12 protein-coding genes are annotated in these 16223 nt (G+C 59.3%); 4 read left to right on the top strand and 8 right to left on the bottom strand.

The features are described 5' to 3' along the window. The first annotated feature begins 146 nt into the window (after window positions 1-146). Window positions 147-782, top strand: coding sequence for a hypothetical protein (locus tag AC0J1C_RS09270; protein ID WP_091985557.1), 636 nt, complete (start codon window positions 147-149; stop codon window positions 780-782). A 133-nt stretch (window positions 783-915) separates the two neighbouring features. Here the strand turns inward: AC0J1C_RS09270 and AC0J1C_RS09275 are convergent, their stop codons facing one another. Together AC0J1C_RS09275 and AC0J1C_RS09280 are read right to left on the bottom strand one after the other, a co-directional pair. Next, on the bottom strand, window positions 916-1818 hold the full coding sequence (locus AC0J1C_RS09275) for a DUF6160 family protein (RefSeq protein ID WP_473043572.1): 903 nt from the start codon (window positions 1816-1818) through the stop codon (window positions 916-918). Between the two features lie 188 nt (window positions 1819-2006). Beyond that, window positions 2007-2621, bottom strand: a complete 615-nt coding sequence (locus AC0J1C_RS09280) for a hypothetical protein (RefSeq protein WP_473043573.1) — start codon at window positions 2619-2621, stop codon at window positions 2007-2009. 184 nt (window positions 2622-2805) lie between these two features. Between AC0J1C_RS09280 and pabB the strand changes: the two genes are divergently transcribed. After that, window positions 2806-4158, top strand: a complete 1353-nt coding sequence (gene pabB / locus AC0J1C_RS09285; protein ID WP_473043575.1) for an aminodeoxychorismate synthase component I — start codon at window positions 2806-2808, stop codon at window positions 4156-4158. 44 nt (window positions 4159-4202) lie between these two features. On the opposite strand, the gene thrH is transcribed toward pabB, so the two are convergent. Beyond that, a complete protein-coding gene (gene thrH, locus AC0J1C_RS09290) occupies window positions 4203-4817 on the bottom strand; it encodes a bifunctional phosphoserine phosphatase/homoserine phosphotransferase ThrH (RefSeq protein WP_473043577.1) in 615 nt (204 codons plus the stop codon). 211 nt (window positions 4818-5028) lie between these two features. Here thrH and AC0J1C_RS09295 point away from each other — a divergent pair, with 211 nt between their 5' ends. Beyond that, window positions 5029-5751: a phosphoadenylyl-sulfate reductase gene (locus AC0J1C_RS09295; protein ID WP_473043579.1), complete on the top strand. Its 723-nt coding sequence runs from the start codon at window positions 5029-5031 to the stop codon at window positions 5749-5751. 46 nt (window positions 5752-5797) lie between these two features. Here the strand turns inward: AC0J1C_RS09295 and cysB are convergent, their stop codons facing one another. Further along, window positions 5798-6775: an HTH-type transcriptional regulator CysB gene (gene cysB, locus AC0J1C_RS09300; protein ID WP_473043581.1), complete on the bottom strand. Its 978-nt coding sequence runs from the start codon at window positions 6773-6775 to the stop codon at window positions 5798-5800. Between the two features lie 259 nt (window positions 6776-7034). Between cysB and AC0J1C_RS09305 the strand changes: the two genes are divergently transcribed. Beyond that, window positions 7035-9770, top strand: a complete 2736-nt coding sequence (locus AC0J1C_RS09305; protein ID WP_473043582.1) for a winged helix-turn-helix domain-containing protein — start codon at window positions 7035-7037, stop codon at window positions 9768-9770. A gap of 267 nt (window positions 9771-10037) precedes the next feature. Here the strand turns inward: AC0J1C_RS09305 and dinG are convergent, their stop codons facing one another. From dinG to AC0J1C_RS09325, 4 genes are read right to left on the bottom strand one after another with little or no spacing between them, the layout of a single operon-like run. Continuing rightward, window positions 10038-12242: an ATP-dependent DNA helicase DinG gene (gene dinG / locus AC0J1C_RS09310; protein ID WP_473043583.1), complete on the bottom strand. Its 2205-nt coding sequence runs from the start codon at window positions 12240-12242 to the stop codon at window positions 10038-10040. Then, on the bottom strand, window positions 12242-13006 hold the full coding sequence (locus AC0J1C_RS09315; protein WP_473043584.1) for a general secretion pathway protein GspB: 765 nt from the start codon (window positions 13004-13006) through the stop codon (window positions 12242-12244). Before AC0J1C_RS09315 ends, dinG begins: the two co-directional genes overlap by 1 nt. 2 nt (window positions 13007-13008) lie before the next feature. After that, complete coding sequence (locus tag AC0J1C_RS09320) at window positions 13009-14727, bottom strand: ExeA family protein (RefSeq protein ID WP_473043585.1); 1719 nt, start codon at window positions 14725-14727, stop codon at window positions 13009-13011. Between the two features lies 1 nt (window position 14728). Beyond that, on the bottom strand, window positions 14729-16216 hold the full coding sequence (locus AC0J1C_RS09325) for a DUF3336 domain-containing protein (RefSeq protein ID WP_473043586.1): 1488 nt from the start codon (window positions 16214-16216) through the stop codon (window positions 14729-14731). Between the last annotated feature and the right edge of the window lie 7 nt (window positions 16217-16223).

Genomic DNA, 16223 nt, shown 5'->3' on the forward strand with positions numbered 1-16223 from the left:
GTCGGGAAAAGTTTCCAACATCCCTTAAAAGATACCCCTGAATCAAAGATTCTGATCACACAAACAGGGTTTCCAGCTTGAATTCCTGTCCTACAAACCGAATACTCGATTATAGAGGGCGATAGTCCAACCACGAGGGCCAAACCATGAAACGCCACAATCTGCTTGCCACGGCCGTGGGTAGCATAACAGCCATCAGCGGCATGACCTTGTCTCTGCCAGCCGTGGGCGGCGTTCAGGCGCTCACATCGGACGAAATGGTGGAGACTTACGTCAAGGACTCTGCGGTTATCGTGGTGCCGAAAGAAAAACGGAAACCCGAGGCCGACCGCCAGCGCATCATCCGCGCCCTGACCATATCCCCGGGCGAGCCCGTGCTGACCGAAGCCGAAGAGGAAGCCTACCGCGAAGCGCTCCAGCGTTACATAGAAGAAGGTAAATCCGACGCCCTTGAAAACGCCGAAGACGAATTCCTTCGCCGCGCCCTGCTGCTTCCCCAGGAAGAGCTGGCCCGAGCTCAGCCTCCGGCAGAATTTACGCCGACCATTCCGCCTCTGATTTTTGGCCAGCAGGCCCAGATTCCGGAGGAGCCGTTCACCCAGACCTTCCTGAATGACCAGCTGGGCATTGGCTTTGACGGGCAGAACCTGAATTTCAGCATCGGCAACCCGCCGGGCATCGATCAGATTCAGATTCCCGAGGCGATCAACGAGGGGCCGATTACACTTACCCCGCGGCCAGGTGGCGGGTTTGATCTCTCGATTGCAGTGCCGGACCAGTAAGTAGCGACCCCAAGAGGTAGAAAAAGGGGCAGCCACTCAGTGGCTGCCCCTTTTTGTTGGCTGAGTTTTGATTCGGCCAACGAAAAACGCCCCGCTGGGCGGGGCGTCTTACCAACTTGGATATCAGGTCAGATTAGTGACCGTAGATAGCCAGCTTGGTGTCGGTTACAGCGAGGTTGTCCAGCGCTACAGAACCGATGGAAGTGCCGCCGATTTCGATGGCGCCGATGGACATATCCATGTAAACGTTGTTTACGTCAACACGCAGTACGTCGGTAGCAGTAGACGCACCCAGGCCAGCGCCTTTGTACACGTCCAGGTTTACGTTGGCGTACTTGCTCAGCTTGCCGTAGGCCAGTTTCTGGACCGGATCAGCCAGATTAAAGCCGCCCTCCTCGGTCTCATTACCATCGCTCACGAGCAAGCCATCGCCATCGTAATCGAAGTTGTCGCCAGCACCGGTAACAACCATGTCACGGATGCCAATGCCCAGGAAGTCAACGTCGAAATCCATGTCGTCGATATCAAAGGCAACGGCTACGTTCAGGTGATCAGTAGCTGTGTCAACACGCAGGTCCAGAGCGGCGAGGTCACCGCGCATGGCGAGGTTGGAGATCAGCGTGGTGCTGTCGGTGCCAGTGCCACCTGCCAGCAACTCCATGGAACCCGCAGTCATACCCCAGTCGATGGGAACCGGTGCACCAGTGTTCGGGTCGGTTTGAAGTGAGCCAACGTGAATAACGGCATCGCCATCATCCGCTACGTCGATATCGATCTTCAGTTGGTCCAACAGCTCAGTACCAGTGCCGCCCGCAACACCAGAACCACCAAGCACGATGTCGTTGACCGCGAAGGAGCCTTCGTCGGTGTACTTGAACTGACCGATGCTTACCTTGGTTTCCAGTTCAATGGTCACACCGGCCTGACCGGTGACGTTGCCCATTGCGCTGTCGTTCAGGGCTTTCAGTTCAGCGTTGGCTGCAAATGGAGCAGCGGCAACTGCAGTTACAAGAGCAATTTTCTTCAGGCCTTTCATTCTTATCTCCTTATAAAACTCTTTTATTCTTATGCGAGTTTTGGATTTTGGATGTGAGGTTCGCGACCTCACGAATCCATTTAAGATTGTTTTACAGTCCTAGTCCGTGACTGCATTCACAAAACCTTACCCGCTCTTAACAACCTGAAACAATTGTGTCGCACATCTCAACAAAGGTGGTACGCAGCTCAGGATGCAGCCGCCGGAACGCCTGATTTGTCGTCGTAGAACAACTGGAAGGGCTTTTTGCGGGTAACAGACTGGGCGTATTTAACCTGCCCGTTATCAACGACAAACGGTACGATCTTGGTTGCGGAAATGCCTAGCCGGTGCTCGTGTTCGACCACAAGAGCGCGCTGGTCGTTTTCCTCGGAAATCTGTCCGGCATAGAGAATCACGGCGGCGTTGATCTTTCCTCTACGGGCTATGGATTTAAGGGCTGCCCGGAACATCACCACTCGAATTGACGCCGGTGCGTCGCCCGCAGCCTCATCCAGAGTCAACTCCTTCACGGTCACGCCATCGTCCATCAACATCCAGGCAGCCGGCATTGCATTGGAGTCGTTTTCAATAACCGGAGCGTACTCCTCGGTTGCCTTGGACGTGAGGTAAGCAAGCTGCTCCTTGGCGACAACCGCATACTGTGCCATTTCCTTTGGTGTCAGTGTGCCGTCCGAAATCACACTGTTCGGAGGAATCTTCAGCTCCAGACTTTGACCTTCCTCCGCCGCATAGACGGGATTGCAGAGAGCGATACTGGCGAGGCAAATGCCCAACAGGGCTGATCGACGTTTCACTGTCATGGCGTAGGTTTCCTTTTTATTGTGGTTCGTATCCACGTGGCCAGTGCATCTCGGGTAGAATGACGGTTCTCGAACAAGCAGCAGGCCACGTCGTTCTCAAACGGTATTAGAGCAGTGGCCTTCCCGGGCGGACAATGCTGTTTTTGTGGCCTGGGTATCATTCTTTTGAATTTCCGAGGGTAAGTTGAAGCGATCCATTTCCAGGGAAAGCTATGACCAGCTCCTGAAACACGCGAGCGCTGAGCCCGATTTCGCCTATATTGGTAGTCTCGGCAACAGTGAGGCCCGCGGCGCGCTTTGTGGATTCAGCGCCCGTGCCCTGAGGACAATTCACCTGCCCGCTACAGACGTGCCTTCAGGTAATGTCTTCGACAGCGATCAAGTCGCACGGGAAATGGAGTTATTACTGGCCCACTACGGCATCGACGGCGCGGATGGCCCTTTGTCACTACCCGGTGGCTGGATTGGCTATCTTAGCTATGAACTTGGCTATGCCAGAGAGGCGCGGCTTTCCCACCAGATGCCTGTATCGCCCTGCCCGCTGATCAGTGCTGGCTTCTACCTCTGGACCGCCAGCCACAACCGAAAAACCGGCCACTATTATCTCTGGGTGCATCCCGCATGCCCTGCTGAAACCCGGGCCCTGTTGGAGTCGTGGTTGAACGTCTCCGCCCCAACGAGGGAAAGCCACTGGCGCATGCCATCTACGTTCATGCCGCGTCAATCCGAACGGGACTTTCAATCAAGCGTCAACAAAATCCGCAACTACATCGAAGCCGGAGACTGCTACCAGGCAAACCTCTCCCAGGAATTCACCGGCCAGTATGAAGGCGATCCCTGGCAGGCCTTTAAGGCTCTGGCAGAGGCAAACCCGACGCCCTACAGTGCCTTCATACGGTCTGGGAACCTGTCTGTTCTATCGGTTTCTCCGGAGCGCTTCCTTGAAATACGCGATCGAACCGTCACCACAAGCCCCATCAAGGGAACACGGCCCAGGGGAAGCGACCCAGCCGAAGACAGGGCCCTTGCAGCCGAACTCGAAGCCTCGGAGAAAGACCGCGCCGAGAACCTGATGATCGTCGACCTGTTGCGCAACGACCTGGGCCTGAATGCCAAACCCGGCAGCGTGAAGGTCGACAAGCTGTTTGCCCTGGAGTCCTACCGCAACGTTCACCACCTGGTCAGTCACATCCGGGCCGAGCTGGCAGACAGGGTGTCACCGATGAAAGCCCTGTTCGACGCCTTTCCCGGTGGATCGATCACCGGCGCACCTAAGATCCGGGCCATGGAGATTATCCGGGAGCTGGAGCCCCACTGGCGCGGACCCTACTGCGGCTCCATCTTCTATCGGGGGCTGGACGGCACTCTGGACAGCAACATCGCCATACGCACCATGCTGTGTGATGGCGAAGGCACCATTCGTTGCTGGGGTGGCGGTGGGATTGTGGCGGACTCTGATCCCGAGGCGGAGTATCAGGAAACGCTGGCCAAGGTAGGGCCGTTGATGCGGTTTCTGGAAGAGTTGGTGATCGAATAAACCGGGGCCGACAGTTTGTTGCTGCCGGCCCCGAGACATCGATATCAGGCGCTGTGGATATTACTGGCCTTGAGGAATTGCTGCTTCAGGTCATCAAAGTTGTGCACCGCCGGGAACTGCGGAAACTCGTCGATGACATTCTGCGGCGCGTGGAACAGGATGCCGGCTTCCGCCTGGCCCAGCATGGTGGTGTCATTATAGGAATCACCGGCGGCAATCACCCGGTAATTCAGCAGCTGGAAGGCCCGCACCGACTGGCGTTTCGGGTCCCGCTGGCGCAGCAGGTAGTTGGTGATCTGGCCGTCGTCCGCCACTTCGAGCTTGTGGCACAGCAACGCCGGGTAGCCGAGCTTCTTCATCAGCGGCATGGCGAATTCGTAGAAAGTATCCGACAGGATCACCACCTGGAAACGCTCACGCAGCCAGTCCAGGAACTCCCGGGCGCCGGGCAGCGGGTCCAGCTCACCAATCACTTCCTGGATCTGTGGCAGGCCATAGCCATGCTGGTCCAGGAGTTTCAGCCGCTGTTTCATCAGCACGTCGTAGTCGGGAATGTCACGAGTGGTCGCCTTGAGTTCCTCAATGCCGGTTTTTTCGGCGAACGCGATCCAGATTTCCGGAATCAATACTCCTTCAAGGTCAAGGCATGCCAGTTCCACAACGATCTCCTGCTTGCTGAATAATGGGCCGCAACGGCGAGTCCGCTGGCCCGGGTACGGGGCGTATGATAAGAAAAACAGCGCGGGAATGCATCGCGGAAGTGTAAATTCCGCCCCACCAACGGAATAACCATATAGATCCTCATTCCTTCAGGCTATGAGCGATTTAGTGATAGCCTTGGCGCAAATTCAGAGGAGGAAATACCCGCCCATGACCGACATAAAAACCCTGCGGGAAGAGCTTGAAGGCCAGAGCCCCCGCGCCATCCTCAAGGCGGCCCTGAAACAGTACGACAACATCGCCATCTCCTTCAGCGGTGCGGAAGACGTGGTGCTGATCGAAATGGCCCACAAGCTGACCGACAACCTGCAGGTGTTCACACTCGACACCGGTCGCCTGCACCCGGAGACCTACGAATTTGTCGAAAAGGTGCGCAAGCACTACGGCATTCACATCGAAGTACTGTTTCCGGATCAGGCCGAGGTTCAGGAAATGGTCAACAAGAAGGGCCTGTTCAGTTTTTATGAAGACGGGCACAGCGAGTGCTGCGGCATTCGCAAGGTGAATCCCCTGCGAAGAAAACTGGCCACGGTGGACGCCTGGATTACAGGCCAGCGCAAAGACCAGAGCCCTGGCACCCGCAACGATGTACCCGTGGTTCAGGAAGACACGGCCTTCTCCACCCCGGACAAAACGCTGGTCAAGTTCAACCCGCTGGCAAACTGGACGTCAAAAGAGGTGTGGGACTACATCCGGATGTCTGAGGCCCCGTACAACGCACTCCACGAGAAGGGCTTTGTCAGTATTGGCTGCCAGCCCTGCACCCGTCCTGTCCTGCCGGGACAACACGAGCGGGAGGGCCGCTGGTGGTGGGAAGAAGCCACTCAGAAGGAATGTGGCCTGCACGCCGGAAACCTGATCGCCCGCAGCTGAGCGGGCGCCGGGCTGCCGACATGCGCCCCTACCGGCAGCCCGGCTGTCAGTATGTCGGTAGCTCGATATCCTTGAACAGTTCCTCGATTTCGGAACGGCTCCCCTGGTGGGCGACGGCCTCGTCCACCTTGTCTCGGGTCAAGTGCGGCGCAAAGCGCTGGATGAAATCGTACATATACCCCCGAAGGAAGGTGCCCTTGCGGAAGCCGATACGGGTCACGCTGGGCCGGAACAGCTTACGCGCGTCAAGGGCCACGAGGTCAGTGTCGGCCTTAGGATCGAACGCCATGCTGGCAATAATGCCAACGCCAAGCCCCAGGCGAACGTAGGTTTTGATGACATCGGCATCGGCGGCCGTGAACACCACCTTGGGCGTCAGGCCCTGGCTCTGAAAGGCCTCATCCAGCTTGGAACGCCCGGTAAAACCAAAGACGTAGGTCACCAACGGATACTCGGCCAGCTGCGGCAGCGTCAGCTCTGGTAGCTTTGCGAGCGGATGGTCGCGAGGCACAATGACGCTCCGGTTCCAGCGGTAACAGGGCATCATGATCAGATCGTTGAACAGCTCCATGGCTTCCGTGGCGATGGCGAAGTCAACGGCGCCATTGGCCGCCATTTCGGAGATCTGCATCGGTGTGCCCTGGTGCATGTGCAGGGAGACATCCGGGTACTCTTCAATAAAACCGCTGATAATGGGCGGCAGCGCATAGCGCGCCTGGGTGTGGGTGGTTGCGATGCTCAGATCACCCTTGCGCTGGTTGCTGAATTCCTGGGCGATCTTCTTGATGCCCTCTACACGGCGCAGGATCTCTCCGGCCTCCCGGATGATGATCTCGCCACCCGGGGTGATGCGGGTCAGGTGCTTGCCGCTGCGGGCAAACACCTCGAGGCCCAGCTCGTCCTCAAGCAGGCGAATCTGTTTGGAAATACCGGGTTGGGATGTGAAAAGACTCTGAGCGGTTGCGGACACATTCAGGTCGTGATGCGCAACTTCCCAGATATAGCGCAACTGTTGTAATTTCATCGAGTCTGCTGCTCCCTGGACATCAGAAGACCTTCAAATCAAAGGGCTTTTGGAATCAACGTGCAGTCGCGATCAGGCCTGTTGCGGATCCGGGCACGCTTGAGAAGAATACGCATAAAAACAGAATTTTTCATTCTTTTTTATTCTAGGTTATTCCCTGTACACAGTTTAGACCAAAAATGCATTTACGCAGCCCCTGACAAAACTCTTTGTTTCCGACACAATCCACGTTATCCACGCGCCAGCTTTCAGGATTGCCATGCTGTTAACCACCAAATTCCTCCGGCCGACCGCCGATCCGCGCGCCGTCAAGCGCGACCGGCTGAGTGTGCTGCTGGTGCCCGACCATCAGCGTCGGTTGAATCTGGTGATTGCACCGGCCGGTTTCGGTAAAACCACGCTTGTCGCGCAATGGTGCGCACAGAACACCTCTCCCACCGCCTGGCTCTCTCTGGACGAACACGACGACGAGCCACGGCGATTCTGGCAGTACGTTGTCGGCGCGTTCGAACATGCGGGGCTGCCCGGCGCCAGTGACCTTCGCAAAAGCCTGGCCCGGCAGACCGACGATGACTTCATCGAGACCGTCACCGGCCTCGTCAATACCCTGGCCAGCGACGGCAGCCGCTGGACTCTGGTGCTGGATGATTTTCACTACGTCGGTCAGGCGGAGCTGCTTCGGCAGTTTTCCTATTTCCTCGATTACCTGCCGCCCGGAGTGCTGGTCACCCTCGCCTCCCGAACCGAACCCCAGCTACCCCTGGCCCGCTGGCGTGTGAGGCGGTGGGTGCAGGACATTCATCCGGGGCTGCTGGCATTTTCAGAAGAAGAGTGTCGCCAGTTCTTCGAGGGCACCATGGGCCTTACTATCTCCAGCGACGACGCCCGAGCCATCTGTCGGAAAACAGAAGGATGGGTTGCCGCCATGCAGCTGTCTGCGCTCTCAGGCCACGGCAGTGCTACCGAAGGACACCAAATCAACGTTGATGAGCGCCATATCAGCGATTACGTTCTGACCGAAGTGCTCGACCAGCAGCCACCAGAGCTGGCCGATTTCCTCCTGGAAACCGCCTGCTGCCCTCGACTGTGTGCGTCACTGTGCGATGAGGTTCGGGAATCGGCCAACAGCCAGGAGATGTTGGAGCGCCTGCTCGGCCAGAACCTGTTCCTGATACCCCTGGACACCCGCAACGAATGGTTCCGGTACCACGATCTCTTCCGTGATGCCTTGTTACTGCGAATCCAGCAGACCCAACCTGAAAAGGCGGCGACACTCTGGCAGAACACCATCCACTGGCTCCTCGCCCACGGCCATGTACAGGAAGCCATTGCCCAGATCGTGCGCCGGGAAGACTGGCCATGGCTGTCTGAGGTTTTGGCCAGGCACGGCAACAATCTCATTCACAGTGGGTTCCACCTGCCGGTGCTGGACTGGCTGGATGCCCTGCCCCAGAACCTGGTGACCGACAACCCCCAGCTGCAGATGCTGAAGATCTGGGGCCTGTTCTTCGCCAATCGGCTGGACAGTCTCGAACCCCTCCTCGGCGCTCTCGAAGACCTCCTGGACCGCCGGGTCGCCGATTCCCATCCCGATGCGGAGGGCGCGCTGGGCCTGCAGAGCGAGATTTCTCTGATGCGGTCCTATCTGGCCCGCACCCGCAGCGATGACAAAAGCGCCAGTGATCTCACCCGCCAGGTCCTCAGGGAAATCGATCACACCCGCATTCCGCTGAAATCCGTTACCTACTACGGTCTGGGTCTGGATTACTTCGGCAAGGGCGAGCTGGTAGAGGCAGAGGATGCACTGCGCTCCGCGGTTCGGTACGGTCAGGTGGAGCACAAACCCAGCACGGTGCTGTCCAGCGGCGGTTTGCTGGCCTGGATACTCTATAACCGCGGCGATATTGATCTGGCTCTCGACACCTGCCTCGAGATTCGGCAATGGGTCGACCGGCATTACTCGGATCCCAGCCAGCCCCGGCTGATTTCCTGCTGGCAGAACAGCACCCTATGTGAAATCTACCGGGAAAGGGACAACCCTCAACTTGCAGCGAGCCATCTCCAGCCCTTGCTGGAGCATGTGAAACGTGGCACCGAACCGGGCCAGCATGTGGTCATTCAGTATGTCCGGGGACACCTGGCATTCAGCGAAGGCCGGCTCGATGAAGCCATCGAGATCCTCAAAGACGCCGCCTACGTGGGTAGAAAGCGTCGCGACCAGATTGTCTTCGAGCCGCCAGCGAGCGCCGCATTGTTGGCCCGCTGCTACCTCGCCAGCGACCAGCCGGAAAAGGCACGGGCATGCCTGGAGTCCTGGTCGGACACCCGGTTCACCAACCCACTGAACCTGGAGCAATACCAGCTCGCCGAAGCCCGCGTGCTGCTTGCCCACGCGCAGGCCCAGCAGGCCCTGGAACTCCTTGAGCGCCTGATGGCACCGGCTGAGGAAAACGGCCACAACCGCCATCTGGTAGAAATACTGCTGGTGTATGGCGAGGCACTGGCCCTGCTGGAGCGTCGGGAAGAAAGCGAGCAGGTACTCTCCCGCGCCTTGGGCCTGGCCGCAGAAGCGGGCTTTTTAAGACTGCTGGCCGAGGAAAGCACGGACCTCCGGTCACGGTTGCTGGCATTGCCTGCCCTCAATGCTCCCGGTCGCTGGAACGAGCGGGTCCGGTCGCTGTTGCAAGCGTCTCTTGAGCAAGGCTCTTTGTCAGCGCAGCGCTCGTCGGGGGAGTCCGCCCCTGCCCCGTCAAGCAGACCACCAGAACCACCCGCAAGAAGTGCTGAAACGCTGCCCGAGCCCCTCAGCCAACGAGAACTGGAAGTGCTCGCCCTGATTCATGAGGGCCATGCCAACAAGGAAATTGCCACCCGTATGGCAGTAGCCCCGGCAACGGTAAAGGCCCATATTCGCAACCTGTACGGCAAGCTGGGCGTTGGCCGGCGCACAGAAGCCCTGGCAAGGGCCCGGGAGCTGGGCCTGCTTCCGACCTGATCCGGTCATTCCATTTTGTGACACGCATCACACTTTGGAGTGACTATCGAAAAGGACTACGCCCTTTGGACGATCCGTTTACGCCCCCTGCTGCCCTATGATTCTCCCATCGGTGAGGGAAACCTCACCCGGAATTCTGAAACTTCAGGCCTTCAGATTTCTTGTTTCGCGTTGTTTCGACGCCCCGGGTTCGAGAGAACCCCTTCCCTAAGAGCCATCCTTCACAGGTTGGCTCTTTTTTTTGCCGGATGATTCATCGGTGCCGGCTCAGGGCTCGATGATCCTGCGGAACGGCGGCAGGGCATCCAGAAGCAGCTGCCCGTAGCGCCGCGCAATGATCCGGCGATCCAGAATCGTCACCCGACCTGTGTCCTGTTCCGTACGAAGCAGACGACCGACGGCCTGAACCAGTTTGATGGACGCGTCTGGCACGGTGATCTCCATGAACGGATTACCTCCACGTTGCGTCACCCATTCCGCGAGGCTCGCCTCAATGGGATCATCTGGCACCGAGAACGGCAGGCGGGTGATCACCACGTGGTGGAGGTACTTGCCGGGAAGATCGATGCCCTCGGCAAAGCTGGCGACACCGAACAGTACGCTGGCACGCCCCTCATCCACCCGGCTGCAGTGCTGCCTCAGCACCTCGCCCTTGGCCATGTCGTCCTGGGTGATGATCAGGTCGGGGTATTCCGGCGCCAGCGCATCACGCACCTGCTGCATCTGCCGGCGGGAGGTGAACAGCACCAGCGTGGCTTTTTCTCCAGCCCAAAGCCCCGGAAGGCGCCTGATGAGTTCATCCGCGAAACCATCGTCCGTGGGCATGGTGGACATTGCCGGTACTTCCACCGTTGCCATATCGCCATACCGGAAGGAACTCGGCACCACGAGGAACCGACTGTCATTTGGAAGTCCTGCCCTTGCGTTCAACCGGTCGAACCGGCCCAGGGCCGTCAGTGTGGCGCTGGTCAGCACCGCACCGTAGGCCCGGGACCAGAGCCTTGTGTACAGCAGGTTATCCGCCAGCACCGGGGAGCTGTAGAGGGTAATGTCCTCAGCATGGTCCCATCGTTGGCGTACGGCCCAGCGTGCCGGTGGCGGACTTTTCCGATTCGCTGCAGGCGCCTTTTGGGTGTCATCGCCCTCGGAGTCCGGATCGGCTTCGCCCTCCGGTTTGGCCGCGTTCTGCTCGCACCAGGCCGTCCATAACCGCAACTGGTCCTCGGCCCGGCTGTGGAAGGAACCGATCACCGGGTACCAGGCCTCGGCGGTTTCACGGTCGAGCTCATGTTCCTTGCGCTCGTCAAACGCGCCCTGCAGCTCATCCGCCAGCACCCCAAGGTGTCGCACCAGATTGGCGGTGGCAATGCGGGTTTCCGCCGCCAGTTCCGCCATCGCCTCCGGCAGCTCACCCTCCGGGTAACGCCATTGGGCGGTACGCCTCTCCTCATTGAATTCCCAGCCGGTGTTGCTTTCCGCTTCCTCATACACGCGGTTGAGTACCAGGTCCACTTCCCGGGAGGCACCGCCGATGCGGTCGAGGGATTTTGCCGCCTGGCTGCCACCCGGCAGGTACGGCTGCATCTTGACCAGTGCCTGGGACAGCTGTTTCAGCCATTGTCGGGTCGCATTCAACGGCACCGAGGCCGCGAAATGATTGAGCGCCTTGTCGGGAAGATGGTGCGCCTCATCGAAAATATAGAGGGCGTTTTCCGGCTCGGGCAGGATGGCACCGCCACCCAGGGCCAGGTCCGCCAACACGAGATCATGGTTGGCAACCACAATATCGGCCTCGTCGAGGTCCTTTCTGGCGTCAAAAAACGCACAGCTGTCGAAATAGGCGCAGTGCCGGTTGGTGCACTGCCGGTGGTCGGTGGTGACTTGCCGCCACACATCGTCCGGAATCTGCTCGGGCCAGTGGTCCCGATCGCCATCCCACTGCCGGGAGCCATAACTGGCCAGCATTTCCTCAAAGAAAGCCCGGGTGCCGGCCTCCTCCGATTTCGGGCCGTCCAGAAGAAACAGCGGCATTGTGTCACTGTCTCCGTTGCCCTCGTCATGGAGCCTCGCTTCCAGCCGAGACAGACAGAGGTAACGCCCCCGCCCCTTGGCCAGGGTCCAGTTGAACGCCAGTTTGCTGTGTTTTTTCAGATCCGGCAGGTCCTTGAGTACGATCTGGTCCTGCAGGGCGACCGTTGCCGTGGAAATCACCAGGGTTTTGCCAAGCGCCCGGGCCACGGGAATCGCTGCAATCAGGTAGGCAAGGGTCTTGCCGGTACCGGTGCCTGCCTCAACCACGCAGGCAGCCGGTGGGGACGTTCGTTGGCCGTCATTGTCGGTGATATCTCCCATGTAACGGGCGATCTCCGCAATCATCAGACGCTGTCCGTAACGGGCCCGGACGGATTTACCCGCCAACACGTCCCGATAGCCCTGCTGGATCTGCTGCTTGATCTCGTCGGTCAGGGCCATCAGCGGGGGCTCACCCAGTCGCGTACCACACCCACCCGGAAGCGGCGACCGTCCCGGCTCAACACCACACCATCTTCGGTGATGTCGTCCACGCGAAGGCCCTGGAACGAGTCACCGATCCGCAGGTAGCTATTGTTGATCATCACACGGCGGGAGCCCGGCGACGACGAATAGATATGACTGTTGAAGGTCAAATCCGGAATACCCTTCTGAAATGAAAGGGGCAACTCTACCAGATGAGGTACCCGGCCGGCCTGTTCCGGTGGTGACTGCAGGTCGTCTTCGGCTGACGCGCTGGTGGTTGGGACTTCCACCGAGGGAACAATAATGGTTGCCCGCTCCTCGACTGGTGGAACTGCGGGCGCTCCAGCCTCCTGAACCGACCGATCCTCATCCGGCTGGCCGCCCGGAGACCGAGCCGGATTGCCGGACTCTGCAACCGCCGTTTCCGGCCCGGTCTCTGTTTCGGACTGCACCGCCGGGGATGAGCCCGGATTGGCGGTCGTCTCCAATGCCCCCTCGGCCGACGTGGTATCTGCAGGCGTTGCCGTAGGCGCAGCCGAAACCGATCTCTCACGCTCCGGCCAGAACACATAGGCAAGAACCGCCGCATTAAGCACCAGCGCAATGGCAACCCACACCATCGGCGACACGCCCTTCTTCTTCGGGCGATGAATCAGCTGAACCTGCTGGCCGAGGTCCGGCACCTGGCCCTGTCGGCGCTCAGTCTCGGATTTTCGCAATGCATCAAGAATATACGACATGATCACTCATTCTCACGGGGCCGCTGCGCACTTCCGGATTGAGGCTGCGGTGCCGCCTTTTCGGAGCTGAGCCTCGGCACCGCCGCGCCCAGATCGTTGTTCATCTGGATGATCGTCATGGCTCCGGCAATTCCGTCCACGGTCAATCCACGAAGGGACTGGTACCAGCGTACCTGGGCCTCCGCATCCAGGCGTTTGATCCGGTTGCTGTCTGAGCGGGAACCGGCAAACTGATCGGCAAGATCCATCATCCGGGCACCAATCCAGAGCTGCTCGCCGGCCCCGTTGCCAGAAAACCGTTCGTCGGTCATGTACTCCGGCAGGCGCCACAACACCCGGTAGTCGCCATACCAGTAGGGCTCGATGCTGGCAAAAGAGACGGTGTACGGTCCATCCGAACGCATAATCTCGGCCCGATCACCGTCCAGGTGGCGAAGTACCACAAACCCCCGATTACCCTGCGCATCCTGCAACGCCAGCATGGCCGGCCGGTCCAGAAACTCCAGGCTTCTGCGACTTCCCTGGCGTTCGAGGCAACCGAGCCCCTGATTTCGCGCGTAGTCACAGGCCACCGGTGCGCTGGAGGGGGTGTACTGAATTCCCCAGGCGCTAAACAGGGCCTTGAACGCCGGGACCGAGTCCAGTAACTGAGCCGGTACAGCCAGCGACGGCAGTGCTTCGGGCTCCTCAACGCTTTTTTCGGGCTCGTCAGCATCAGCCTCTACCGGGGGCTCCTCGGCCCGTTCAACCGCGCCCTGGAGAACCGACTCCTCGGCCTGCGCGATCAGCGCGGGTTCCGGATTCCACCGCTGAAACAGCCAGACCGTACTAATGATCGCCACAAGTATGGATGCAGCCACCACCAGCACCTGGGAACGATCCGGCCTGCGTCCGGACCGCCCACCTGCTGCCACTGCATTACCACGAACCTCTTTTGCCGCATGCCTGATGTGACTGGCAGAGACCTCATGCTCGCCCTCGGCGTAGGCGCCCAGAAGGGCCCGATCACTGATCAGGTTGATCAGTCGCGGGATGCCCTGGCTCTCCCGGTACAGCCGCTGAACAGCACCCGAAGAGAAGACGTCCCCCCGCAGCCCGGCCACGCCCAGGCGATAGCGGAGGTAGGCCGGCAACTCCTGCCTGCCGATGGCATCAAGATGATAACGGGCAGTCACCCGCTGATTGAGCTGGCGCAGTTCCGGCAGTGCCAGCATGTCCTGGAGCTCGGGCTGGCCCAGCAACACAATCTGCAGCAGTTTCTTTTCCGCTGTCTCGAGGTTAGTGAGCAGGCGTAGCTGCTCCAGCACGTCTGCTGACAGGTTCTGGGCCTCGTCGATCATCAGAACCTTGTGCCGGCCGGCGGCGTGGGCCCTGAGCAGATCCCGGTTGATCAGGTCCACCAGCTCCTTGATGCTGGCGCCCACATCATGGCTGATCTCCAGCTCATCACAAACGGAAGACAGCAGCTCCCGGGCAGACAGCCTCGGATTCAGGATCAGCGCTATATCGACGTTATCGGGTGCGTTCTCAATAAAACAGCGGGATACCGTGGTCTTTCCAGTGCCCACCTCACCGGTGATGACAATGAACCCGCCCTGCCCCTTCACACCGTACATCAGATGGGCGAGCGCCTCCTTGTGGCGGTCACTCAGGTACAGGTAGCGAGGATCCGGGGCTATGGAAAACGGTGGCTCCCGAAAGCCGAAAAAATCGTAATACATATCAGGTGGTACCGGCGTCCGCGTTGGTGACCAGCCGCAGCTCGGCGGTGCGCCGGTTCTGCTGTTTCAGCCGCCGCACGCATCGCTCCAGGGTCTTCGAAATCCGGGCGTGTGATCGGATCATCGAGATCTTTGGCCAGGTTGCCCGCTCCCCGGCGAGTATCATACGGCGCACATACTCGGGGTCCGGGTTGGCGAGCATGCGTCGATAATCCTTCAGGGAATAGGAGGGCGCGATGGTGACATCTCCGGAATAACGTTGGGCCATGATGGTGTAAAGCTGACCGGACATCTGCCGCAGAAGTTCCGGCTGAACGCGCTTGCGCAGGTAATCGAACACACCCTGGCCGTGGAACTGCACTTCCGACTTCAGAAGGTGCATGGGCAGCCTCGCAAGCGACAGCTTTTCATCCCGGCCTCCCCGGCTGAGGAAGGGCACCACGTGGGGGTTGGTCTGGCTGACGATGGTGTAATTCACATCGTACAGATGCATCAGACGCTCCACCGGCAGATCGCTGACTACCGAGCCGTCCACAAACTTCAGCCGCGGCATGTACGGCAGAATGTTGCCCTGGATGTCCTTTTTCATCAGGGTAACGGGCGGGAAGATCCCCGGTACGGCGGCACTGGCCAGCACGGCGCTCCAGACCATCAGGTACGGCGACGTGTAGCCGCACAGCAGCCGGGCCTTCTGATGGGCCTGCACTGGCGAAACACTGACATTGATCGAGCGCCCTGTGCGCTGAAAGGCTTCCTCGAAGGTGTACTCGCCGATATTCGCCCGCAGGCAGGAGCGCAGCTGTTCCTGATCCATCAGGCCATCGCCGCGCACGGCACTGAGCAGACCACGCCACTTCCAGGCCTTGAGGTTGTGATTCTCCGGTACCAGCATCTCCGGGATTTCGGCATCGGTATGAACCCCGAGGATACCGGCGATGATTGCACCTATGCTTGACCCGGCAATTACCTGAGGGAGCAGACCTTTCTCCCAGAGCGCCTTGATGACACCGAAATGAAACATGCCCAGCGTGGCACCGCCACTCAGCAACAGCGCCGGCCGACCGTAACTGGTGAGGGTATCCCGGAAGAACTGGAGCTTGTCCGCCACGGGGAAATCGGAGACCGGATGGTCACACAGGAAATCCAGTGCCTCGCAGACCTGGGTGATGTATTCCTCAATCAGATGTTTGGTACCCACGCGGGAGCGCGTATAGAGCGCGGGGTTACCCATGTTACCCAGGTCATGGTGCAGTCCTTCACGTAACGCCCGCTTGAGACGCTCGAAATCGTTTTGCTGGCGATACTGCTTGAGGTTACTGAGGCGGTCGTAGATCAGTTCGTAGTGGTAGAGATCTGATGCAAAATCCTCTTTCCAGTCGGCGTTGCCCTCCAGAAAATCGAGTTCCAGGGCCGCCGCCTTCCAGACCTCGTAGTTGGGCGCCTCGGCCAGCATTTTCCGGAATCTGGCTATTCTGGGATCCTTGAACACCGCTGAC

Source organism: Marinobacter sp. E2, from assembly GCF_055755345.1.